Origin of the sequence: Pararhizobium sp. (assembly GCF_965279435.1) — a bacterium.
Classification (GTDB): domain Bacteria; phylum Pseudomonadota; class Alphaproteobacteria; order Rhizobiales; family Rhizobiaceae; genus Pararhizobium.
Genome location: NZ_CBDIHY010000001.1, coordinates 35371 through 57693, shown reverse-complemented (window position 1 = coordinate 57693; position 22323 = coordinate 35371). Strand labels below are relative to the sequence as shown.

Here is a 22323-nt window from a genome sequence, read left to right as displayed (position 1 = left end):
AAACAGTCAGTTTTCTCCAGTGTCAGCTGAAGAGGATATCGCGGTCGCGCGCATAATCCGCGAGAAGCGGCAGGCTGGCGGCACCGAGAACGCGCGCATCGCTGCCGATCCGGCCTTCGACAATTTCCACCGGCGCCACACCCTGCATGTCCATCTGCGCGACCTTTTCGCGGGTCTGCCGTACAATTTTCGACCGCACATCCGCCGGGAAGCCGCCGTCGATGACGACATTGTGGAAGTCAATCACGGAGATCGCAGCGCCGATGGCAAGTGCAAGGCTGTCGGTGGTTTGCTCGATCCAGCGATCGAGAACCGGACCAAGATGGGACCAGTCGGTGTTGTTGTGCCAGATTGCACTTGGATCGCCACCGCTGTCGCTGATCATTCGCTCGAGCAGGAAGATCGACGCGCATTGGATCAGGCGCTTAGGCGGTTCTCCCGGTTCCGTGGAGGGGACCGGCGTAGAACCAATGGACCCGGCATAACCACGCCGCCCAGGGTAGAGACTGCCATCGAGAACGACGCCACCGCCAATCAGTGTGGCGAAAAAGACGTAAAGGAAGTCCTGGTATTTGCGGCCTTCGCCAAAAGCCAGTTCCGCCGCACAGGCGGCCGTGGCGTCATTGTAGAAGTGTACCGGCCAGGAAAACATCTGTTCGACCTCGGCCTTGAGGTCGAACAGGCGCCACGATTCGACCACGTCATGCGGTGCACCGAATTCTTCCTCCCAGCTCCACATCTCCGATGGGGCCGCAATGCCAATCCCGCGAATGCGCCCGTACTGAACCCGGGTCATGTTGTCGATAATCTGGTTGACGCCGTTTTCCAGGAAGGTCTTGAGCAGTTGCGGTGTCGGATAGGCATAGGACGTGCGGATCAACTGCCGTGCTTTACCCACCATATCCATCAACACGACATCGGCGGAGCGACGGCCGACCTTGAACCCGATCGAGAAGGCGCCCTCCGGGTTGAGCGACATGGGCACCGATGGCTGCCCGACTTTTCCCCGCTGGGGCTCTCCCTTGACGAGAAGGCTGTCGCCCTCCAACTGCTTCATAATCACCGAACTGGCTTGCGCCGATAGCCCGGTCATGCGGGCGATTTCGCCCTTGGAGAGCGCCCCATGGGCTCGGATCAGCGATAGCACAAGCCGTTCGTTGTAGAGTTTCACGCCAGTCTGGTTGGTGCCACGATTGGTGTCCGAAAGCAGCGGCAGGTCCCCGGCGATTCTTTCTGTGGTCAGCACTTTTGGTTCCCCTCAACGAATAGCGCGGATGGATGCGGCGCTGCGCAAATCCATCGTACCTGTTGATATGGGAAGCTCCAAGTCATCGAAATCCATTCTCTCCTGTTTCGCGGGAATTATGGCCGGGAAGCATTTTTTCGTCAATAGATAAATCATACCGGATTATTTATTAAGACTGCCACGTTGTTTTTTCAGCCATGCAAAAATGCCATAAGCATAGGTAATTGATCCAAAACCCAGTATTAACGTTATTTTTGCGGATTTCGCCGATCTCCAAATTGAGCTGATGCGTCGTAGGGCGAATTTCAGCGCGCTTCGCATATTTAATAAATCATACCGCCTTATCTATTGACACAATTATATTTTGATGTTTGCTTATGTTCAGCGCCATTGAGCTGAGGAGCCGATGGAGCCGCAAAGGGAGCACCGGGGAGGGGTTTCCAATCAACGCAGCCAGCTTCGGCCTGGCCTGGAGGAGAAAATGAAAACAGTTTTCGTAAGCGCGATCTCGGGCGCAGTGCTTTCTGCTGCCGCCTTGATCGGCCCGGCTCAAGCAGCAGCCGTCACCGCCTGCCTAGTCACCAAGACGGAAGTCAATCCGTTCTTTGTTAAGATGAAGGAAGGTGCCACCGCGAAGGCCAAGGAGCTTGGCATCAATCTCATGACCTTTGCAGGCAAGCAGGATGGCGACGCCGATACGCAGATCGCTGCCATCGAATCCTGCATCGGCAGCGGTGCCAAAGGCATTCTGCTGACGCCAAACGATTCCAGCGCACTCGTGCCAATTATTACCAAGGCGCGGGAGGCAGGTCTTCTGACGATCATGCTAGACACGCCGCTCGATCCCGCCAGTGCCGCAGACGCGACCTTCGCGACCGACAATTTCAAGGCCGGCGAACTCGTCGGCCAGTGGGCCGCCGGCAAGCTCGGCGCGGATGCAAAGAACGCCAAGATCGCGCTTCTCAACCTCAACCCGCAGGAAATCACCGTAGACTATATGCGCAACCAGGGATTCTTGAAGGGCTTCGGCATCGACATCAAGAATCCCACCGATATTGGCGATGAGGACGACCCGCGCATCGTCGGCAATGCCGTGACTAACGCCAACGAGGAGGGCGGACGCACCGGCATGGAAAGCCTGCTGCAGATCGATCCCGATATCAACCTCGTCTATACGATCAACGAGCCGACGGCTGCCGGCGCTTATGAAGCGATCAAGGCGGCGGGCCGCCAGGGCAAGGTCACCATCGTTTCGGTCGATGGCGGTTGCCCCGGCGTCGCCAACATCAAGGAAGGTGTCATCGGCGCGACCTCGATGCAGTTTCCATTGCTGATGGCCTCCATGGGGGTTGAGGCAATCAAGGCTTTTGCCGAAACCGGCAAGAAGCCGCATGTCACGCCCGGCCTCGACTTTTTCAATACAGGTGTCGAGCTGATCACCGATCAGCCGGTGGATGGCCTGCTATCCATAACCTCCGAGGACGGCCTCAAGAAGTGCTGGGGATGATTTCCTAGCGCCAGCCCATCGCCTTGCCCGTTGACGATCGGTCCCGCGGTTGGAGGGCAGGCGTACTGCGCGCAACTCCCGAGGCGCGCCGGGGAATGGGCGGCGAAAGCCGCCCGCCCCACCCCCTGAAGAGGGTGACCACAATGATGAAGAGAGTTCTTGCCATGGCAGAAAAATTCCAGGACCGACCGGCCCTTGCAGGTGACGCGGCTTTAAGTGACACGGATGCGTCCGATACCCGTTTCGATCATGCCCGCTTCGATATTGATAATATCGGCCTGCTTGTCCGCGTGCAGCGTTTTCTGCACAGCTATCCGACGATGGTCCCGCTCATCGTCCTGATCCTGTCGCTGATCGGGTTTGGGCTGTTTGCGGGAACCAAGTTCTTTTCACCCTACAATATGTCGCTGATCGTCCAGCAGGTTTCGATCATCGGCGTGCTGGCGGTGGCACAGAGCCTGATCATCTTGACCGCCGGCATCGATCTTTCCGTTGCCGCGATTATGGTTTTAAGCTCCGTGATCGCAGGGCAACTCGCGGTGAAGCTCGGCTTTAACGCGCCCCTGTCGCTTCTGATATCTTTTGCGTGCGGCACCGCCATCGGATTCCTCAATGGATTTCTGGTGACCAAAGTCAAGCTGCCGCCATTCATCGCGACGCTTGGCACCTGGAATGTGTTCTACGCACTCAACCTCTACCTCTCGGGCGCTCAGTCGATCCGCGGCAGCGAGATCGACGCAGCTGCGCCGATCCTCAAGTTTTTTGGCGAAAATATTTCGTTGTTCGGGACACAGATCAGCTATGGTTCCTTCCTGCTCGTTCTGGTCTTCGCCATCCTCTGGTATGCGCTCACCAAAACTGCCTGGGGGCGTCATATCTATGCCGTCGGGGATGACAAGGAAGCCGCAGAACTTGCCGGCATCCGGACCGACCGCATCCTTATCTCAGTTTACTGCGTCGCCGGCTTTATCTGTGCCATTGCTGGGTGGTCGGCCATCGGCCGCGTTGGTGCGGTATCCCCCACAAGCTTCTTCGAAGGCAATCTTCAGTCGATCACTGCTGTGGTGATCGGGGGAATATCACTTTTTGGCGGCCGGGGCTCGATCATCGGGCCACTCATCGGCGCTCTGATCGTCGGTGTGTTCCAGTCGGGCCTGCGCATAGCCGGCGTCGATGTGCTCTGGCAGCTTTTTGCGATCGGCTGGTTGATCATTATCGCCGTTGCCGTCGACCAATGGATCAGAAAGGTATCGGCATGAACGCCTCCGTCACTCCAGCGCTCAGCGCCCGCGGCCTCGTCAAGCGCTATGGCCGCGTGGTTGCCATCGACAATGCCGAATTCGATCTGATGCCCGGTGAAATTCTCGGGGTAATCGGTGACAATGGCGCCGGAAAATCCAGCCTGATCAAAGCGCTTTCCGGTGCCATCCGCCCGGATGCAGGCGAAATCCGTCTCGATGGAGAGCTGGTATCCTTCACGTCGCCGATAGATGCGCGGCAGGCCGGAATCGAGACCGTCTATCAGACACTTGCGCTCTCGCCGGCCCTTTCGATCAGCGACAACATGTTCCTTGGCCGCGAGATCTACAGCTCCAATCTTTTGGGTACACTGTTCCATCAGCTTGATCGAAAGGCGATGGATGAGATCGCCCGCAGGAAATTGTCCGAGCTTGGGCTTTTGACGATCCAGAACATTCAGCAACCCGTTGAGACTTTGTCGGGCGGGCAGCGCCAGGGCGTGGCCGTTGCGCGTGCTGCCGCCTTCGGGAGCAAGGTCATCATCATGGACGAGCCGACCGCCGCTCTCGGTGTGAAAGAATCGCGCAAGGTTCTCGATCTCATCCTGAAGGTTCGGGCGAAAGGTGTTCCGATCGTCCTGATCAGTCACAACATGCCGCATGTCTTCGAAGTGGCGGACCGCATTCATATCCACCGGCTCGGCAAGCGCGCGGCCGTCGTCAGTCCAAAGGACCTATCGATGTCCGATGCGGTAGCGATCATGACCGGCGCTCTGGCGCCACCGGTCGCTGCGTGACGCACAATCCTCACAACTCGTCGCTGGCGCGTGTCACCGTGCCCTGGAGCCCCAATCCATGAAACTGGCCTTCAACACATTTCCGTTCAGCAGTTTTCCCAATTTTTTGCCGACCTACCCATTGGAAGAGGCAATACGTTCTATCGCCGCCATCGGCTACGATGCCGTTGAAATTGGCTGCTGCGCCCCACATGCCTGGCCGCAGCAGCTGTCGCGAACACGGCGGAAGGAAATCCGCCAGATCGCATCAGGCGAGGGGCTGGCCATTTCGAGCCTTTTACCCGCCATTGGCGGTGGGTTTGGGTGCAATCCCTGCTCTGTCCTGCGCGCCGAGCGGCACGCCACGATCGAACACTACAAGGAGATCGTCGACCTGGCGGCAGACCTTGGCGCGGGACTGGTGCTCTATATCGGCGGCTGGCGCGCCGAGGACCTTTCACATGAAGAGGGTTGGGCGCAAAGCCTGGATTGCCTGCGCGCGGTCGCAGCGCACGCAGGCGATCGCAACATTGTCATCGCCATCGAGCCGACCACGGCTGATACGAACCTGATCGATACTGCCTCCGATGCACGTCGCATGATGGTTGAGAGCGAAGCGAGCAATGTGCGGCTGATGTTCGATACCTGCCATATTGCCTATGACGGCAAACCGCTGTCGAGTTATGTCGAAGAGATGGGGACGGAACTCGTCCATCTTCACGCCGCAGACACGAACCGCAAGGCGATCGGAGACGGGGACATGGACTGGGACAACCTGCTGCGGTCATTGACCGCGTCCTCCTATGCCGGATATTTCACGGTCGAGACCGGCTTTGGCGCTCGTGGAATCGACCCGCGCGGAATTGCCGCGAGGAGCTTCAGATTTCTGAAAGACCGGTTAGAAGCGCTTGCCTAGTCTAGTGCAGCTTTAATTAGTCGATTGCTACGGGTTAGCACCGCGCCGACTGGTCCCGGCGCGGAACCCTAGGGGGATGATGCCCAGCTTTTTTAGAGTGATGATTCAACCTCATCAAGGTGATCAATAGCGGTTTTGTTGCTCCAACCCGCTTGTCGACCGGGCAGCATTAAATGCTCGTTCTACAGGAATTGGCGGCGACAACTTGAAATACTACAAATCGGAAAGGTTTCGGGTGCATGTGACCAATACCGGTTGTGATCTTCATAAGGGGTAAGCTTCGAGCCCAGGTAGTCGGTTATCTCTGTCAGTCAGGGCACCCTCTGGGTCAGATCCCAGTCACACGCAACGGTACTCGCCCGACAGCGCATGGATATGGTCGGTGCCAATACCGCAGCAGCCGCCGATGATGCTAGCTCCGGAAGCTGCCCACTGCTTTGCCCACTGGCCATAGGCGTCGGGATTAAGGTCCGTGCGAACTTCGGTGATCTTGGCATTGGCTTCCTTGTCATCCTGCTGGGAAGGAAAGGCATTGGCGTAGACGCCGACCTGAATATCTGCGCCTAGCGCTTCGAATGTTGCTTTGGCGGTTGCTATCGCCGCCTCCATGACTTCCGGCATGCTGCAGTTGAACAGCATGGCCTCGACGCCGAGGGAGGCGACAAGTTCTGCTGCAGCCTTGACGGTTTCGTTCGAGCGTAGCAGAGGCTCGGGCATGGCGACAATATCGTCGCGCAGAGTAAAGGAAACCCACAGGGGCTTGCCAGTTGCCTTTGTCGCCTCATGTGCGGCACGTGCTTCGGCTAGGCTGCTTTGTGTTTCCGCGAGCCAGAGATCGACGGACGGTGTCATTCCGTTGACCAGGACCTCGAGATACCGTCCGGCCAACTCTGCATTAAACAGGTCGGGCTGATACGAGCCGAACACAGGCGGCAGCGAGCCTGCGACAAGGACCTTGCGATCCTTAAAGGCACCGGCTGCTTCGCGGGCGATGCGTCCGGCACGGGCCGCGAGCATTTCGCCGTCGGTCTCGAAACGGTCTTCGCCTATATGGAAGGGAACCACCGCGTAGCTGTTGGTGGTGATGACGTCAGCACCGGCGTCGATGTAATTATTATGCACCGTGCGGACGAATTCCGGCGCTTCCATCAAGGCCAACGCCGACCACTCGGGCTGGCGAAAGGGCGCACCGATACGCTCGAGTTCGCGGCCGGTGCCGCCATCCAGGATAAGTCCACGCCGTGTCATGTCGTCGTTCCTTGCTTCGTCATTGTGTTGTTCAGTCGTTGCGCCGGGCGATAGCTTCGTCGAGCCAGCAGGGCCGCATTTCAGGAACCCAGGCAATCAGCTTTTCGGTATAGGGATCGAAGGGCGGCGCGAGAACCTCTGCCTTTCTGCCATAACGCATCACCTTGCCCTCCAGCAACACGGCGACGGTATCGGCAATCGCCCGCACGATGGCGAGATCGTGTGTGATGAACAGATAGGATGTGCCGACCTCCGTTTGCAAGCGCGTCAGAAGGTCGAGGATGCCTTCAGCGACCAGAGGATCAAGCGCGGAAGTCGGTTCGTCGCAGATGATCAATTTGGGATCGGCCGCAATCGCCCGCGCAATGCAGATCCTTTGCTTTTGTCCGCCCGAGAGTTCGGCGGGATAGCGGTCGAGCATGATCTGCGGAAGTTCGATCTGGTCGAGCAGGGGTGCCAGGCGTCGTTTCAGGTCCACGCTCTTCAGCCCAAAATAGAAGGCGAGGGGGCGTGACAGGATGGCCTCGACGGTCTGGCGCGGATTGAGAGCGAGATCGGGATCTGGTTGTGATGATGGCGCGCTGATGCCGCCCGTGCAGACGACCGAAACGTCCATGGCCTTTTCAAAGTCCACTTCAAAATCAACTCATAACTTCAAGTTGGGTGGGAGTGTATTTTTTCTCGCCTGCACATATCCGGCTCAGCCGCTATCGTAGCGGCTAACAAATGGGAACGACCGCTCAGCTGTAAAACAGCGGGCACAAAACCAACGCCATCAGGACCTCTGACGCTTCCTCCCGGGAGGTTGGGGACCTGTGCGTACAGGGGATCCGAATGATATGGACGGTGCAGTATTCTACACCCCCCAAACACGGGCCACAGATCTCGGCACTGTTAACCTACCTCCGGGGAGCGCTGGCTCAATGACGGCGGTGCAAAACGCTGGGCCTTTGATCAGACTTGCGGCGCTGAGCAAGCATTACGGCACCCACCTCGTCCTCGACCAAATTGACCTTGAGGTCATGAAAGGTGAGGTTCTTGCCATCATCGGGCCAAGCGGTTCCGGGAAAAGCACTCTTCTTCGATGCATCAACTATTTGGAAGTTCCTGATGGCGGCCTGATCACGGTCGGACCCACGACTATTGATGCCACCCGGTCTGCAAGCCGCTCCGAGTTGTCTGGCCTGCGTCGGCGTGTCGGGATGGTGTTCCAGTCATTCAATCTATTCCCGCATATGACAGTTCTGCGCAACGTCAGCCTCGCGCAGGAGCGGGTTCTCGGCCGGCGCCGCGGCGAAGCGGATGAGCGCTCAATGCAGCTGTTGAAGCGGGTCGGGCTCGCAGACAAGGCCGGACAATATCCCGTTCGCTGTTCTGGCGGGCAGCAGCAGCGCATCGCCATTGCACGCTCGCTGGCACTGGATCCGGAAGTCATGCTGTTCGACGAACCGACTTCTGCGCTTGATCCTGAACTTGGCCTCGAAGTTCTTGCCGTGATGCGCGAGCTTGCCGAAAGCGGCATGACGATGATCGTCGTCACGCATGAGATGGGCTTTGCCGAAAACGTGTCGGACACCGTCATGATCATGGCTGATGGCAAGATCGTCGAGAAGGGGCCGTCTGCGCAGGTCATGCGTAACCCGCAGCAGGAGCGTACAAAGCGCTTTCTCCGTGCGGTGCACGACCGATGAACGCGGCCGATTTTCTGGCCATCCTGCGTGGCCTTCCCTTGACGATCGCGCTGACCATGGGGGCTTTTACAGCAGGCGCGCTGCTCGGCATTCCGCTGCTTGCGGCGCGCCAGAGCCGCCTTTTGCCGCTGCGGTTCGTTTCCATGGTGCTGATCCAGATCGTGCGCGGCATCCCGCCGATCCTCTGGCTCTTCATCATCTTCTTCGGTCTGGGCATGAGCTATCTGCCGATCAGCCCGTTCAACGCTGCGTTGATCGGCCTAAGCCTGATCGCAGCCGCCAATATGGCGGAAATTTATCGTGGTGCGCTGGCGTCCATCCACTTCGGGCAGTGGGAAGCTTCTCTCTCGCTTGATCTGGGCCGATGGTCGACGTTGGTCGATATTGCAGCGCCGCAGGTCTTTCGCGTGGCTCTGCCGTCGGCGGCAAGCTATCTCATCGGACTGATGAAGGAGACCGCCGTCGCATCGACGATCGGTGTCGCCGAGCTTGCTTTTCAGGGGAACCAACTTTCACAGTCAACGTTTCGAGGGCTCGAAGTCTTTGCAATCGTCGGTCTGTTCTACATCCTGCTTAGCCTTCCCGTGGCATGGCTTTCGCGTGTAGCCGACAGCTACCTCCAGGCAAAGGTGGCCCGCTGATGATCCCCACCTATGGAGAACTCGTCGTCTGGCTTCCCGAGCTTCTGTCGGGGCTTTCCATCAGCCTGCAGGTCACAGCCCTTAGCCTTGCACTCGGCATCCCTTTCGGCCTCCTCCTGGCTCTTGGGGTTCTGGCAAAGGGCAAGGCGGCAAAGACCATTGCGCTCATCCTCGTAGAGGTCGGGCGTGGCGCGCCGGCACTGGTCTTGCTGCAATTCATTTATTTCGGCTTGCCATCGGCAGGACTGACACTGGGATCATTCGTCGCTGCGGTGATCGCCCTTGCCTGGAACACGGGTGCCTATACCAGCGAAATCATCCGTGCCAGTCTACAATCCATTCCGCATGGCCAGCGTGAAGCAGCCGTTTCGATCGGCCTCAACCGGCTTGATGAACTCCGCTACGTGCTCTTGCCGCAGGGGTTGCGGGTGGCGCTGCCGGCGCTTCTCGGTTTCTCCATCCTAATCTTTCAAGGCACGTCGCTCTGCTTCACCATCGCCTTACCCGAACTTGTCAGCCGAGCCTACGAAATCGGTTCCACCACGTTTCGCTACTTTCCGGCGCTTCTGACCGCGGGTGCGCTCTACGCTTCCATATCTATTCCCGCCTCGCTTCTCGTCAATCATGTCGAAAAACGGGCCGGTTCTCACGCGCAACGTTGACCCACGTAACCCAAAGGATATCCAGCATGCCTACCTTGAAGACGACCATACAGTTCCTTCTGACCGGTATTGCCGGAGCAGTGGTGTCAGGCCAGATCGCGCTGGCGCAAGATTGCACGCCGAAGCATACATTCACCACTATCGAGCCGGGCACCTTGACCGTTGCCGTGACGACTTACTCCCCTCATTCCTTTCTCGACGACAGCGGCGCAATGAAGGGCATCGACGGCGACATCGCGGCAGAATTTGCCAAGCGCGAATGCCTGAAGGTGAAAGCTGTCGCGGTCGATCCGGCCGCCGCGATTCAATATGTCCTGTCGGGACAGGCCGATATCACCACCGGCGACTGGTACCGTACTGCCGAACGGGCAAAGGTGATGAGCCTTTCGGCCCCGCTTTATACTGACCAGATGGGCGTTTACTCGAAGGAGGGTTTCACCAACGTCTCCGATCTCGAAGGCAAGCAGGTCGGAACGGTGCAGGGATACCTTTGGGTTGCCGACCTCAAAACGCTGCTCGGCGCGTCGCTGAAGCTCTATCCGAATTCTGTCAACATGCAGCAGGACCTGTTCTCCGGCCGCATTGATGTTGCCGTCGACGGATATTCAACTGGCGTCGTTGCCGAACAGAAGGGTGCGTTGAAGGACGTCAAGGTCAAGGTTGCGGTGGCCGATGAACGGGTTAAGGCAACCAAGGAAGCAGCGCAGGCAGCCTTCCCTTACTCATTCAATGCCAAGGAACTCGGGGCAGCGCTCGATGCGAATATTGAAGCGATGCATGCCGATGGTACAATTGTCACGATCCTCAAATCCTACGGTCTGGATGGCACGGCTGGTGATACCGGCGCGCCGCGTCTCGTCCAGTAACATTCCGCGGGCGGGGCACATGTCTCCGCCCGCTTCGATCCAGCCAAAAAAGAAAATCGGAGACGAGACGATGACTGTCTACACGGTCACGCGCAAAACGCAGTCCTGGTACGGCGACCAGATCGGTATCCTCATCCTGGATGCCGCCTATCCTTGCATTCCCGGCAATGTTGGCAATGCCACGACCTATGATTTTCCGGTACGGTTTCAAGAAGTGCGCGGCGCATCGATCGATCGGCTCCTCAATCAGCGCGATCCTGCCCTGTGCGAAGTTTTCATCGAGGCGGCTGTTGAGCTGCAAAGCCGAGGCGTGAAGGCTATTACCGGCGCCTGCGGCTTCATGGCCTATTTCCAGGAAGAGGTGGCCGCCGCTGTCGACATTCCGGTTTTTCTGTCGAGCCTGATGCAAATACCATTCATGCATGCACTTGGCGGCGGAATGGTCGGGATCATTACCGCCAATGCGGGGCGTCTAACACCGCGGCATTTCGCGGCGAGTAACGTGCCGGGTCACATCCCTTTGGCGATCGCCGGTATGGAGAGGCAGACAGAGTTCCGCGAGGCAATTCTTGAGGAGAAGGGCACGCTTGATTCAGCTGCTATCGAACGCGAAGTGACCGAAGTTGCGTGTGACCTGGTCAGGGCGCACCCGGAAATCCGCACGATCTTGCTGGAGTGCAGCGACCTGCCACCCTATGCCCATGCCGTGCAAGCCGTCACCAACCGTCCCGTGTTCGACTTCGTCACCATGATTAATTATGTGCAGCAGGGTATCGCCCGCAGGCCATACCACGGCATCATGTAATCATCGACACAGACATGTGTCGCAACGTGACAGGATCGTTCATGTCCCTAGACAATTACTATCTTCTTGGCCGTTCCGGTTTGCGGGTCAGCCGTTTCGCTCTTGGAACCATGACTTTTGGCAATGGCGGTATTCGCGGTATCGGCGGATCGTGGGGATCTGACGAGGCAACAGCGCGAGCGATCTTTGATCACTATGTCGGGGTTGGGGGCAACTTCATCGATACGGCCGATTCCTACGCCGGTGGGCTCAGCGAAACGCTGGTCGGCAAGTTCGTTGCCGAAGCGGGCTTGCGCGACCGCGTTGTGATCACCACCAAATTTTCCAACAGCATGGATCCGGGAAATCCTAACGCCGGCGGAAACGGCCGAAAGAACATGTTGCGGGCGGTCGATGCTTCTCTGCAGCGGCTGAAGACCGACTATATTGACCTGTTCCTCCTGCACACCTGGGACCGCATAACGCCTGTCGAGGAAGTGATGCGGACGTTCGACGATCTCGTCAGAGCAGGCAAGATCAGATATGCGGGGCTATCGGACGTGCCAGGCTGGTACGCTGCCCGCGCCCAAACCTGGGCGGAAGCACATGCTTTGACGCCGCCGATCACCCTACAACTGCCTTATTCGCTTGTCGAGCGGAGCATTGAACAGGAGTTTGTGCCGCTTGCGCAAACGCTTGGACTGGGTATCACCGCCTGGAGCCCGTTGGCGATGGGGCTTTTGTCCGGTAAATATCGTTCCGGATCGGCTGGGAAAGGCAGGTTGTCACTCGACGCCTCAGGCGGTGGGCTCGGGCTTTTTTCCGAGCGCAATGCCCGCATTGTCGCGACGCTGGAAAAGGTGTCGGAGGAAATTGGCCGCGAGATGGCGCAGGTCGCCCTCAATTGGGCTGCCACGCAACCCTCAATCGCTGCGTTGATCATCGGCGCCAGCCGGCCCGAGCAACTCGCCGCCAATCTTGCAGCACTCGATTTCACTATTCCCGCCGAGTTGCGTGCCGAACTTGAGCGATCGAGTGCGATCGAGCCTGTCTACCCGTATTCGCTGTTTGCCAGCGATTATCAGGCGGGCATCCTCAACGCCGGTGTATCCGTCGGCGACAAGCCACATGGCTATGGCAGCGAGACCTTTCTGCCAAAGGTTGCAAGCTACACCTTCGGCCAGGCCAGGCCAAAAGACTGATCCCGTAACTTTGCCTATGCCCGTTCACACGGATGTTTTTGAAAAGGATTGTGGCATGACATTGATGCCTGCATCGTTTGTGGCCGGAAACAAGCCGGCTGCGTTGAGCAGTTTCATCCTTGCGCTGACGTGCGAGGATAAACCGGCCATCGTCGCAGCGGTGACCACGGAACTGGCGGCAATCGGCGCAAACATTACCGAGAGTGCGCAGTATCGCGACGTCGCAAGCAACTGCTTCTTCATGCGGATCGCCTTCACTGTGCCTGCCGGTATCGGAACGGGCGACGTTGAGCGGATCTTAAAACCGGTCGTCGAGAGATTTTCCATGAAGGCGAGCGTCAACGATAGCGGACGACGTGCAAAGCTTGTTGTCATGGTCTCGAAATTCGATCATGCGCTCTTGCATCTGCTCTATCAGATCCGGGTGGGCTGGCTGAATGCAGACGTCGTAGCGATCGTTTCCAATCATAAGGATAGCGCCGGTACAGCCTCCATTTCAAATGTCCCGTATTTCTGTTGGCGGGTGACCGGAGACAACAAGGCCGAGCAGGAACAGCGGCTTTTCGACCTGGTCGATGAGACCAAGGCTGACCTGGTGGTTCTCGCCCGCTATATGCAGGTCTTTTCGGACACGCTGTCCACGCGTCTGTCCGGAAAGGTGATCAACATTCATCACTCCTTCCTGCCATCCTTCAAGGGAGCAAAACCCTACCATCAGGCTTACGATCGCGGCGTTAAGCTGATCGGGGCAACCGCGCACTACGTGACCCCTGAGTTGGACGAAGGTCCAATCATCGAGCAGGAGACCGAGCGCGTGACGCATTCAATGAGTGCGGAGGATTTTGTGGCGGCCGGCCGCGACATCGAGAGCCGGGTTCTGGCGCGCGCGGTGAAGCTCCATGCGGAAAATCGAGTTATGCTGAATGGCCATAAGACGGTGATCTTCCAGCAATGAGACAATCGGCTGCAGCCGACTTGCCCACAAAGGAAACGTGACGATGCTGAACGATCCGCGCTCCCATGGCCTGTGGGAACAGACCGCACCCGAACCGCCGGCCACGGGACCGCTCGAAGCGGATGCGAAAGCCGATGTGGTGATCGTCGGTGGCGGCTTTACCGGCCTTTCCGCAGCCCTGCATCTGGCTGAGGCCGGGCGCAGGGTAATCGTGCTGGAAGGCAACGAGATCGGTTTCGGTGCGGCGGGGCGCAATGTCGGCTTGATCAATGCCGGCATGTGGGTGATGCCGGATGATCTCCCGGGTGAACTGGGCGAAGTCCATGGCGAAAGGCTGCTGAATCTTCTCGGAAACGGTCCGCAGGTCGTGATGGAATTGATCAACAGGCATGGCATTGCCTGCGAGCTTGAGCGCCAAGGCACGCTACACTGTGCTGTCGGTAAGGCGGGTCTGAAAGAGATCACCGATCGCGCCAGCCAGTGGCAAAAGCGCGGTGCAGCCGTTACGCTGTTAAGTGCTGCTGAAACCGCCGCTCGCGTCGGCAGTACCGCCTATTCCGGGGCGTTGCTCGACAAGCGCGCAGGAACGCTGCAGCCACTTGCCTATGTCCGTGGGCTGGCCCATGCCGCCGTTCGGGCGGGGGCGATCCTGCATACATCGTCACGCGTCGTTTCCAGTGAGCGCGCGGGAAGCGGATGGACGGTCGCGACTGCGAAAGCGTCCGTTACCGCAGAATGGGTCGTGGTGGCCACCGATGCCTACAGCACTGGTCCTTGGGAAAGCGTGCGGCGCGAACAGGTTCATCTTCCTTATTTCAACCTCGCCACGCCGCCGTTGCCGGCGGAGGTATTGGCCAGCATTCTCCCGGGCCGCGAAGGCGTTTGGGATACGAAGGAAATTCTCTCGTCGTTCCGCAGGGATCAGGCCGGACGGCTGGTGTTCGGAAGCGTCGGGGCATTGCGCCGCGGCGGGGCCTCCATTCACAGGGCATGGGCGAGGCGGTCACTCGCGCGGCTTTTCCTGCAGATCGCCAATGTGGAGTTCGAATGGGAATGGTACGGCAAGATCGGCATGACCGATAACGCCTTGCCGCGCTTCCACCTGTTCGCGCCCAATGTTGTCGGCTTCTCCGGCTACAATGGCCGGGGTATTGCTCCGGGCACGGTGTTCGGGCGTACGCTGGCGCAGCATATTCTCGGCGAGCTCGGTGAAGCCGACCTGCCTCTCCCGGTGTCGGATATCAGGGAACCTTTGTTTCGTGGAATGAAGGAAGCCTATTACGAGACGGGTGCGCAGATCGCGCATTTCGCTGGCGAGCGATTTTAAGCGTCCGTTGTTTCATGCTTTCCGATCGGTAAAAAGGATATCGTCAGCGCCCTGTTCCATCAACCAGTCGCGAAAAAGCTCGGCGCCTCGCTTCGGGGGACGTTGCGCCGGCATGATGATGTGGATCGACTGACCGGAGCGGTAGTTCTCAGGCAGCGCGCAGGTCAGGCGTCCGGCTTTGATGTGATCGTGAACGAGATGTTTCCAGCCAAGCGCAATGCCCTGGCCGAACACGGCAGCCTCGATCGAGCTGACGGCGTCGGTAAAGACAAAATCCTGCTTCAGCTTGCCGACCGGAACCGCCTGCCGTTCCAGCCACTCGTGCCAGCCAAGTCTGGAGCGATGCCGTTCTTCGAAATGCAGCAGCGTATGGCCAAGCAGCTGCGATGGGCGCTCGATCGGAGCGTGTTCTGCCAGATAGGCCGGACTGCAGACGGGCCAGACTTCCTCGGTCACAAAATGCCAGGCGTGGATGCCGGTCCATTTGCCGTTTCCGAGCCGCGCCGACACATCTATATCCTCCTCGATGAGATCCTGATCGTCACGGCTACTTTCCTCGATGCGCAGTGAAACATCGGGATGCCGGGCCTTAAAATCCTTTAGCCGCGGCAAAAGCCAAAGTTGAACGAAGGAGGTGGAGAAGGAGACGCGGACGATGTCGCTGGAATGTTTCCGCTGCAACGAGGAAATGACCATGTGCAAATGATCAAAGGATTCCTGCACTTCCTTGTAAAGCCTTTGTCCTTCGGCGGTCAGTTCGAGGCGCGTGTGTTCGCGCCGAAACAGCTTCAGGCCGGTGGCTTCCTCAAGCAGCCTGATTGTCTTGCTGACGGCCGGCTGGCTAACGTTCAATTCCTGGGCGGCGGCTGTGAAGCTCTTGCGGCGTGCGGCGGCCTCGAACGCGAACAGATAGTTGGCCGAAGGCACGAGGGAGCGGAGTCTATGCATAATCTGAAGTTATGCCCCGAAGCAATTTTTAGCAAGCATACAATGGCTTCGTGCATTTGTAGGGTCAGCCAAATTCAGTCAAGGGAACATCTCTCATGCAAACTCATGCTCGGGCTGTCGTGATCGGCGGCGGTTGTGTCGGCGCTGCCATTCTTTACGGTCTTACCAAACGCGGCTGGACCGACGTCGCACTGCTGGAACGGACACAGCTGACGGCGGGATCGACTTGGCATGCCGCTGGCCTGATCCCATCCTACGCGCGCAGCATCAATATCGGCCGGATGATTTCCAAGACGATCGAAATCTATGAGGGTCTTGAAGCAGAGACAGGACAGCATGTCGGCTGGCACAAGTGTGGTCAGTTGCGCATTGCCAACACGCGCGATCGCCTGGACGAATACAAAAGCTATATGAGCGTTGCCGCAGTGCAAGGCATCCGCGCCGAGCTCGTGACCCCGGCCGAAGCTCAGGCACTTTGGCCTTTGCTTGAAGAAAACAAGAATATGCTGGCTGCCTTGTACCATCCTGACGATGGTCACATCGCACCGGCCGATGTGACGCAGGCCATGGCTAAGGGCGCCCGCGACAGGGGTGCGAAAATTCACCTGAATACCGAGGTGCGCGGCTTCGAGCGCTTGCCGGGCGGTGAGTGGAAGATCATCACCAATCAGGGCGAGATCATTTGCGAACACATCATTTCGGCGACCGGCAACTACGCCCGCCAGACCGGCGCGATGCTTGGCCTTGAAATTCCGGCCATCCCGATAGTGCACCAGTACTGGATTACCGATGCAGTCCCGGAGGTGATGGAGCGCAAGCGGCAGGGGCTGCCGGAAATGCCTATCCTGCGGGAAGAGGGTTTCGAAGGGTATCTGCGCGAAGAAGGGGACGGGCTAATGTTCGGTCCCTACGAGCGTACCGAACATCTGAAGCTGTTCGCTGAGAACGGTGTTCCGGAATGGTTTGGCGCCGATCTTCTCGAAGAGGATTTTGATTCCGTCGCCTGGAACTGGGAGCGTGCCATCGAGATGGTACCGGCGCTGGGCCGGGTCGGCATCAAGGCAAATGTGCGTGGGCCATTCCAGATGACAGCTGACGAATTGCCGCTGATGGGGCCGGCATGGGGACTGGAGAATGTCTGGATCGCCGAAGGCGTCCCCGGCGGCATCCTGTGGGGCGGTGCAATCGGCTATTACCTTTCCGAACGCATTGTCGAAGGCGCAAACAGCGTCGATACGTCCGAGCTCGATCCCCGCCGGTTCGGAGACTATGCCAACAAGAACTGGACGCGTGAAAAGGTCCGTGAGGCTTGGGGTACCCATGCAGAGCAGCACTATCCCGGCGAAGAACGCCCTGCGGCTCGGCCACAGAAAACAGCGCCTTCCTATGATCGCTTGAGCGAACGCGGCGCTGTCTGGGCGGCTCTGAATGGCTGGGAAATGCCGAACTGGTTTGCACCAGCAGGCGTTGAGGCCAAAGACCAGAACAGCTGGCGCTGGACGGAAAAAGGCAAATATGTCGGCGAGGAAGTCCATGCGGTGCGTAACGCCGTTGGCCTTGTTGAGATGACACCGATGACGAAATTCGAGGTCACCGGTCCGGGGGCCGAACTTTGGCTCGATGGCATTCTTGCCAACCGTCTGCCGGCAACCGGCCGCGTCAATCTCAGCCATCATTTGACTATGAAGGGGACAGTGCAGGCGGAGTATGTCGTTTCCCGTCTTGAGGACGGCACGTTCTATATGATCTCGACGCCACGCGCCGAGCGGTGGAATTTTGACGACCTCTCTAAGCTTCTGCCTAGGGACGGCAGCGTGCAGCTGCGCAATGTCACCAATGAACGGGGTTGTTTCACCATCGTCGGCCCCAAGGCGCGCGACGTTCTGCAGTCGCTGACGGAGATCGATCTTTCGAACGAGGCCTTCCCATGGTTCAGCGTTCAGACAGGCAATGTCGGCCTTGCAAGTGACGTCAGGCTGCTGCGTGTCAACTATGAGGGGGAACTCGGCTGGGAGGTTTATCATCCACTCTGCTACCAGCGGTCCTTGCTCGATGCCGTTTTAAAGTCGGGCGAGCAGCACGGGCTGAGGCTGATCGGCCTGCAGGCTTTGGAATCCCTGCGTCTCGAAAAATCTTACCGGGCCATGTATCGCGACATGAACCCCGAGCTGACAGCCTTCGAAAGTAGTCTCGATCGTTTCATCCGCCTCGACAAGGGTGAGTTCATCGGCCGCAATGCGCTATTGCAGGAAAAGGAAAAGGGTATTGCTCGGCGCTCCTTCACGATTTCGATCGATACCGAAGGCGCAAGCTCGATGATCCACGAGGCCGTGTATCATGACGGTGTCCTAGTCGGCCGGATCACCTCAGGTGGTTACGCCTATACACTCGGCCATGACGTCGCCTTTGCACTGCTGCCCGTCGAACTGGGTGTTGCGGGTACGGCACTTGAAGTGCCGATCCTTGGTGAAATGCGCAAGGCGTGTGTCATCGAGGAATCTCCCTACGATCCGAAGGCTCTTCGCGGCCGCATGTAAGTGGCTCAACCCGAGCAAAGTAAAGGTAACGCTGCCATGAAAGTTCTGGTCACCGTCAAGCGTGTCGTGGATTACAACGTGAAGATCCGGGTTAAGCCGGATGGATCGGGTGTCGAGCTTGCCAATGTGAAGATGTCGATGAACCCGTTCGACGAGATTTCGGTCGAGGAAGCCTTGCGGCTGAAGGAGGCCGGCAAGGTCGAGGAAGTGGTTGTCGTCTCGGTCGGCCCGGCCAAGGCCGAAGAGACCCTGCGCACGGCTCTGGCCATGGGTGCCGACCGGGCAATCCTGGTCGAGACCGACGATGCCGTCGAGCCGTTGGCCGTTGCCAAGATCATCAAGGGTGTAGCCGAAGCCGAGCAGCCGGGCCTGATCATCGTCGGCAAGCAGGCGATCGATGACGACAGCAACCAGACCGGCCAGATGCTGTCGGCACTGCTTGGCTGGGCACAGGGCACCTTCGCCTCGAAGATCGAGCTTGGCGATGGCAAGGCTGCGGTCACCCGCGAAGTCGACGGCGGTCTGCAGACCATCGAGATCAAGCTGCCAGCGGTTGTCACCACCGACCTGCGCCTCAACGAGCCGCGTTATGCTTCGCTGCCGAACATCATGAAGGCCAAGAAGAAGCCGCTCGACAAGAAATCGCCAGCCGATTTCGGCGTCGACACGAGACCGCGCCTGAAAGTTCTGAAAACCGAGGAGCCGAGTGGCCGCAAGGCCGGCATCAAGGTCAAGTCGGTTGCTGAATTGGTCGACAAGCTGAAAAACGAAGCCGGCGTCCTCTAAGAATTCCAGAATAAGGAGACTAACATCATGGCCATTCTTCTTCTGGCTGACCACGACAACGCAACCCTGTCCGACCAGACCGCCAAGGCACTGACGGCTGCTGCCAAGATTGGTGGCGATGTGCATGTGCTGGTGGCTGGCAAGGGCGCCAAGGCTGCTGCAGACGCTGCTGCAAAGCTCTCCGGTGTGTCCAAGGTGCTGCTTGCCGACAGCGACGACCTTGCCAACAATCTGGCAGAACCCCTGGCAGCGTTGATCGTATCGCTGGCAGACAGCTACGACACCATCCTGTCGGCAGCCACATCGACCGGCAAGAACGTGCTTCCACGCGTTGCAGCACTCTTGGACATTGCCCAGATCTCGGAAATCACCGAAGTCGTCTCGGCCGACACGTTCAAGCGACCGATCTATGCCGGCAATGGCATCCAGACGGTGCAATCGGGCGAGGCCAAGAAGGTCATCACCGTGCGCACCGCGTCCTTCGCCTCGGCTTCAGACGGTGGTTCGGCCTCGGTCGAGACCATTTCGGCCGCCGCCAATCCAGGCCTCTCGACCTTCGTCAAGGACGCGCTGTCCTCGTCGGATCGTCCGGAACTGACCTCTGCCAAGATCATCATTTCCGGCGGCCGGGCGCTCGGTTCAGCAGAAAAGTTCCAGGAAGTCATCCTGCCGGTAGCCGACAAGCTCGGTGCTGCCGTCGGCGCATCGCGTGCTGCCGTCGATGCGGGCTATGCCCCGAACGACTGGCAGGTCGGCCAGACCGGCAAGGTCGTCGCACCGCAACTCTATATCGCGGTCGGCATTTCCGGTGCAATCCAGCATCTGGCCGGGATGAAGGACTCGAAGGTCATCGTCGCCATCAACAAGGACGAGGAAGCCCCGATCTTCCAGGTCGCAGACTACGGCCTCGTCGGTGACCTCTTCCAGATCCTGCCAGAGCTCGAAAAAGCACTCTGAGCAGCCTGGAAAGGTTTGCGACAGAGAAATCTACTGTCACGGGCATAGTCCTCTTCAACTTGCTTCTTCCTGACGCCATCAAACGAACGGGTTCGGCAAGCGTAGATCAAATCGCCAGCGCAAATATCCATGCCTATGTCGGGGTGGCGATCTTGATCCTCGTCGTGCTGCGCCTAACCCTTAGGGTCGTTCAAGGCGTTCCGGCTTCACCACCGCAGGAGCCCAAGATCATCAGGCTGGGATCTCAAGCCGTCCACGTGTTCTTGTATGGTCTTTTGATCGCGATGCCAGCGACGGGCATGGTTGCCTACTATCTAGGCTTTAGAGCAGCTGGCGACGTGCATGCTGATATCCTCAAAGTTATCCTCTGGCTGCTCATCGTTGGCCATGTATTGGGAGCTCTGGCTCACCATTTTTACTGGAAGACAGATATTCTCCGGCGGATGACGGTCGGCTGATCTTGTAATTGGGCCGATTATTCTGCTGGAGCGACGCGTCTTGCAAACGGCAGACACATAATGGCACAGGCCGTCAAAATTGCGATCACCATCCAGGCTTCGTTCAGTGCCTGCACCGTTGCCGCTGTCTGCAGTAACGGGTCGAGCATAGCCATAGTCGCCTCGTCCAAACCAGTCTTGTGCTCGGCTAAGGTTTGAAGCGGCACGCCGATAAACGTGGCGGCATCCGTATCGCCAGCCTTCAGACGTTCCAGCAGCGCTTGTCCGAGCGGGTGTAAATGATGGTATCGATCAGCGCGATCCCGATCGCGCCACCGAGATTTCGCATCAAATTGAACAGCCCGCTTGCATCAGGTACCTTGTCCGGCGGAAGCGTGCCGAGCGCCAAGCGCGTCGGCGGCAAGAGGCAGAACATGATGGCGACGCCGCGCACGATCTGCGGCCAGAACATCGCGTCGTAATCGGATTGCGAGGTCTGAAACGCACTCACGGCTATGCCGGCAGCAAAAAGTGTGAATCCGGCGGCGGAAAGCATCCGGGCGTCCACGCGCTTTTCAAGCGCGACGGCGATCGGGGCGGTCACAAGTTGCGCCATTCCTATCACCAGCATGGTCATGCCGATTTCAAGCGCATTATGGCCCCTGACGAAGGCGAGGAAGACCGGCATGAGGTATACCGAGCCGAACAAACCGATGCCGAGAACGAAGCTGAGAACCGAACCGACGACAAAGTTCTGGTCGCGAAAATTATGGAGATCGACGAGTGGCCGTGCCCTGTTCAGTGACCTCCAGACGAAGGTGCATTCGCACATCGCTGACAGGCAAAGCAAACCGGTAATATAAAGCGAAGTCCAGCCACTGGTCGGTGCTTCCTTCAAGGCGAGTTCCAGAGAGGCGAGGCTGATCGCCATCAGCACGAGTGAAAGTCTGTCCAGAAACCGGAGTTCGGACGTATCGACGTTTTCGCGCGGCAGGGACCGCGTCGCGACCAAGGCAGCGATGATGCCCGGAATGACGTTGATGAGAAATAGCCAGTGCCAGGAATAGGTTTCCGTCAGCCAACCGCCAACAACGGGCCCAACCGTGGGCGCAAGGACGGCAAGCACGCTGGCGATGGTGGTGGCGATGGCTTGCCGCTCTTTTGGAAAGAGGATGAACACGGCTGAAAAGACCGACGGGATCAGCGTGCCGCCGGAAAAACCCTGGAGTACGCGCCATGAGACGAGTTCGCCGAAACTGCCGCTCACCGCGCACCCAGCCGATGCGATGACGAAGAGCGCCAGTGATGTGACGAACAGCCAGCGCATAGTCAGGAGCCTGGTCAAGAAACCCGTCAATGGGATGGCGACGACTTCCACAATGAGATAGGCGGTCTGAATCCAGCTCGTCTGGTCAGGATTGATATCGAGCGCCGATTGGATAGTTGGAAGTGAGGTTGCGACCACTTGGACGTCGAGGATGGCCGTCAACATGCCCACGCACATCGCCGTGAACCCAGTCCAGACCAGAACCGGGTTAATGGCGATGCAAGCCGCGGCACCTTCGCCGAACAAGGCGGTTGCGACGATATTAGCCTTCG

General features: G+C 58.5%; 19 protein-coding genes and 2 pseudogenes. 16 read left to right on the top strand and 5 right to left on the bottom strand.

The features are described from left to right. Positions 1 to 22 precede the first annotated feature (22 nt). The gene (locus tag ACQY8Q_RS00285) at positions 23 to 1246 is read right to left on the bottom strand and encodes an ROK family transcriptional regulator (protein ID WP_428423496.1); all 1224 of its coding nucleotides are present in this window, start codon (positions 1244 to 1246) and stop codon (positions 23 to 25) included. 481 nt (positions 1247 to 1727) lie between these two features. Between ACQY8Q_RS00285 and ACQY8Q_RS00280 the strand changes: the two genes are divergently transcribed. The 4 genes from ACQY8Q_RS00280 (at position 1728) to ACQY8Q_RS00265 (ending at position 5683) form a co-directional block, all read left to right on the top strand. After that, a complete protein-coding gene (locus ACQY8Q_RS00280) occupies positions 1728 to 2753 on the top strand; it encodes a sugar ABC transporter substrate-binding protein (protein ID WP_428423494.1) in 1026 nt (341 codons plus the stop codon). Positions 2754 to 2896: 143 nt separating this feature from the next. After that, complete coding sequence (locus ACQY8Q_RS00275) at positions 2897 to 4012, top strand: ABC transporter permease (RefSeq protein WP_428423492.1); 1116 nt, start codon at positions 2897 to 2899, stop codon at positions 4010 to 4012. Continuing rightward, positions 3988 to 4788 (top strand): ATP-binding cassette domain-containing protein, encoded by an 801-nt coding sequence (locus ACQY8Q_RS00270; RefSeq protein WP_428423490.1) that lies wholly within the window; start codon positions 3988 to 3990, stop codon positions 4786 to 4788. Before ACQY8Q_RS00275 ends, ACQY8Q_RS00270 begins: the two co-directional genes overlap by 25 nt. A gap of 58 nt (positions 4789 to 4846) precedes the next feature. Continuing rightward, complete coding sequence (locus tag ACQY8Q_RS00265) at positions 4847 to 5683, top strand: sugar phosphate isomerase/epimerase family protein (RefSeq protein WP_428423488.1); 837 nt, start codon at positions 4847 to 4849, stop codon at positions 5681 to 5683. A 339-nt stretch (positions 5684 to 6022) separates the two neighbouring features. Here ACQY8Q_RS00265 and ACQY8Q_RS00260 read toward each other — a convergent pair whose 3' ends face one another. Beyond that, positions 6023 to 6931 carry a homocysteine S-methyltransferase family protein gene (locus tag ACQY8Q_RS00260; RefSeq protein WP_428423486.1) on the bottom strand — a complete coding sequence of 303 codons (909 nt, stop codon included), beginning with the start codon at positions 6929 to 6931 and terminating at the stop codon, positions 6023 to 6025. Positions 6932 to 6962: 31 nt separating this feature from the next. Continuing rightward, a pseudogene (locus ACQY8Q_RS00255) lies at positions 6963 to 7487 on the bottom strand (ATP-binding cassette domain-containing protein); the annotation flags it as partial. 367 nt (positions 7488 to 7854) lie between these two features. Here ACQY8Q_RS00255 and ACQY8Q_RS00250 point away from each other — a divergent pair. The 8 genes from ACQY8Q_RS00250 (at position 7855) to ACQY8Q_RS00215 (ending at position 15059) form a co-directional block, all read left to right on the top strand. Beyond that, positions 7855 to 8622: an amino acid ABC transporter ATP-binding protein gene (locus ACQY8Q_RS00250; RefSeq protein ID WP_428423961.1), complete on the top strand. Its 768-nt coding sequence runs from the start codon at positions 7855 to 7857 to the stop codon at positions 8620 to 8622. Further along, a complete protein-coding gene (locus ACQY8Q_RS00245; RefSeq protein WP_428423484.1) occupies positions 8619 to 9263 on the top strand; it encodes an amino acid ABC transporter permease in 645 nt (214 codons plus the stop codon). Before ACQY8Q_RS00250 ends, ACQY8Q_RS00245 begins: the two co-directional genes overlap by 4 nt. After that, entirely contained in the window at positions 9263 to 9925 is a 663-nt protein-coding gene (locus ACQY8Q_RS00240; RefSeq protein WP_428423482.1) for an amino acid ABC transporter permease, read from the top strand. The genes ACQY8Q_RS00245 and ACQY8Q_RS00240 overlap by 1 nt, the downstream gene beginning before the upstream one ends. 26 nt (positions 9926 to 9951) lie before the next feature. Beyond that, positions 9952 to 10791: a substrate-binding periplasmic protein gene (locus ACQY8Q_RS00235; protein ID WP_428423480.1), complete on the top strand. Its 840-nt coding sequence runs from the start codon at positions 9952 to 9954 to the stop codon at positions 10789 to 10791. A 70-nt stretch (positions 10792 to 10861) separates the two neighbouring features. After that, entirely contained in the window at positions 10862 to 11596 is a 735-nt protein-coding gene (locus tag ACQY8Q_RS00230; protein WP_428423959.1) for an aspartate/glutamate racemase family protein, read from the top strand. A gap of 41 nt (positions 11597 to 11637) precedes the next feature. After that, entirely contained in the window at positions 11638 to 12777 is a 1140-nt protein-coding gene (locus tag ACQY8Q_RS00225) for an aldo/keto reductase (RefSeq protein ID WP_428423478.1), read from the top strand. A gap of 64 nt (positions 12778 to 12841) precedes the next feature. Continuing rightward, complete coding sequence (gene purU / locus ACQY8Q_RS00220) at positions 12842 to 13732, top strand: formyltetrahydrofolate deformylase (protein WP_428423957.1); 891 nt, start codon at positions 12842 to 12844, stop codon at positions 13730 to 13732. Between the two features lie 43 nt (positions 13733 to 13775). Next, positions 13776 to 15059 (top strand): NAD(P)/FAD-dependent oxidoreductase, encoded by a 1284-nt coding sequence (locus ACQY8Q_RS00215; RefSeq protein ID WP_428423476.1) that lies wholly within the window; start codon positions 13776 to 13778, stop codon positions 15057 to 15059. Positions 15060 to 15071: 12 nt separating this feature from the next. On the opposite strand, the gene ACQY8Q_RS00210 is transcribed toward ACQY8Q_RS00215, so the two are convergent. Beyond that, positions 15072 to 16007, bottom strand: coding sequence for a LysR substrate-binding domain-containing protein (locus ACQY8Q_RS00210; RefSeq protein WP_428423474.1), 936 nt, complete (start codon positions 16005 to 16007; stop codon positions 15072 to 15074). Positions 16008 to 16102: 95 nt separating this feature from the next. Between ACQY8Q_RS00210 and ACQY8Q_RS00205 the strand changes: the two genes are divergently transcribed. The 4 genes from ACQY8Q_RS00205 to ACQY8Q_RS00190 are packed head-to-tail and all read left to right on the top strand — an operon-like array spanning position 16103 to position 20745. Then, positions 16103 to 18544, top strand: a complete 2442-nt coding sequence (locus ACQY8Q_RS00205) for a GcvT family protein (protein ID WP_428423472.1) — start codon at positions 16103 to 16105, stop codon at positions 18542 to 18544. A gap of 36 nt (positions 18545 to 18580) precedes the next feature. Beyond that, on the top strand, positions 18581 to 19330 hold the full coding sequence (locus tag ACQY8Q_RS00200; protein WP_428423470.1) for an electron transfer flavoprotein subunit beta/FixA family protein: 750 nt from the start codon (positions 18581 to 18583) through the stop codon (positions 19328 to 19330). Positions 19331 to 19357: 27 nt separating this feature from the next. Next, positions 19358 to 20287: an electron transfer flavoprotein subunit alpha/FixB family protein gene (locus ACQY8Q_RS00195; protein WP_428423468.1), complete on the top strand. Its 930-nt coding sequence runs from the start codon at positions 19358 to 19360 to the stop codon at positions 20285 to 20287. Next, the gene (locus ACQY8Q_RS00190; RefSeq protein ID WP_428423955.1) at positions 20284 to 20745 is read left to right on the top strand and encodes a cytochrome b; all 462 of its coding nucleotides are present in this window, start codon (positions 20284 to 20286) and stop codon (positions 20743 to 20745) included. Before ACQY8Q_RS00195 ends, ACQY8Q_RS00190 begins: the two co-directional genes overlap by 4 nt. A gap of 17 nt (positions 20746 to 20762) precedes the next feature. On the opposite strand, the pseudogene ACQY8Q_RS00185 reads toward ACQY8Q_RS00190, so the two are convergent. Beyond that, positions 20763 to 22297: pseudogene (locus tag ACQY8Q_RS00185) on the bottom strand (DHA2 family efflux MFS transporter permease subunit). Between the last annotated feature and the right edge of the window lie 26 nt (positions 22298 to 22323).

Coding starts and splice junctions, on each gene's coding strand:
- ACQY8Q_RS00205 (WP_428423472.1), top strand. CDS start 16,103: ATGCAAACTCATGCTCGGGCTGTCGTGATCGGCGGCGGTTGTGTCGGC.
- ACQY8Q_RS00265 (WP_428423488.1), top strand. CDS start 4,847: ATGAAACTGGCCTTCAACACATTTCCGTTCAGCAGTTTTCCCAATTTT.
- ACQY8Q_RS00245 (WP_428423484.1), top strand. CDS start 8,619: ATGAACGCGGCCGATTTTCTGGCCATCCTGCGTGGCCTTCCCTTGACG.
- ACQY8Q_RS00240 (WP_428423482.1), top strand. CDS start 9,263: ATGATCCCCACCTATGGAGAACTCGTCGTCTGGCTTCCCGAGCTTCTG.
- ACQY8Q_RS00210 (WP_428423474.1), bottom strand. CDS start 16,007: ATGCATAGACTCCGCTCCCTCGTGCCTTCGGCCAACTATCTGTTCGCG.
- ACQY8Q_RS00235 (WP_428423480.1), top strand. CDS start 9,952: ATGCCTACCTTGAAGACGACCATACAGTTCCTTCTGACCGGTATTGCC.
- ACQY8Q_RS00250 (WP_428423961.1), top strand. CDS start 7,855: ATGACGGCGGTGCAAAACGCTGGGCCTTTGATCAGACTTGCGGCGCTG.
- ACQY8Q_RS00200 (WP_428423470.1), top strand. CDS start 18,581: ATGAAAGTTCTGGTCACCGTCAAGCGTGTCGTGGATTACAACGTGAAG.
- ACQY8Q_RS00280 (WP_428423494.1), top strand. CDS start 1,728: ATGAAAACAGTTTTCGTAAGCGCGATCTCGGGCGCAGTGCTTTCTGCT.
- ACQY8Q_RS00195 (WP_428423468.1), top strand. CDS start 19,358: ATGGCCATTCTTCTTCTGGCTGACCACGACAACGCAACCCTGTCCGAC.
- ACQY8Q_RS00275 (WP_428423492.1), top strand. CDS start 2,897: ATGATGAAGAGAGTTCTTGCCATGGCAGAAAAATTCCAGGACCGACCG.
- ACQY8Q_RS00215 (WP_428423476.1), top strand. CDS start 13,776: ATGCTGAACGATCCGCGCTCCCATGGCCTGTGGGAACAGACCGCACCC.
- purU (WP_428423957.1), top strand. CDS start 12,842: ATGCCTGCATCGTTTGTGGCCGGAAACAAGCCGGCTGCGTTGAGCAGT.
- ACQY8Q_RS00230 (WP_428423959.1), top strand. CDS start 10,862: ATGACTGTCTACACGGTCACGCGCAAAACGCAGTCCTGGTACGGCGAC.
- ACQY8Q_RS00225 (WP_428423478.1), top strand. CDS start 11,638: ATGTCCCTAGACAATTACTATCTTCTTGGCCGTTCCGGTTTGCGGGTC.
- ACQY8Q_RS00270 (WP_428423490.1), top strand. CDS start 3,988: ATGGATCAGAAAGGTATCGGCATGAACGCCTCCGTCACTCCAGCGCTC.
- ACQY8Q_RS00260 (WP_428423486.1), bottom strand. CDS start 6,931: ATGACACGGCGTGGACTTATCCTGGATGGCGGCACCGGCCGCGAACTC.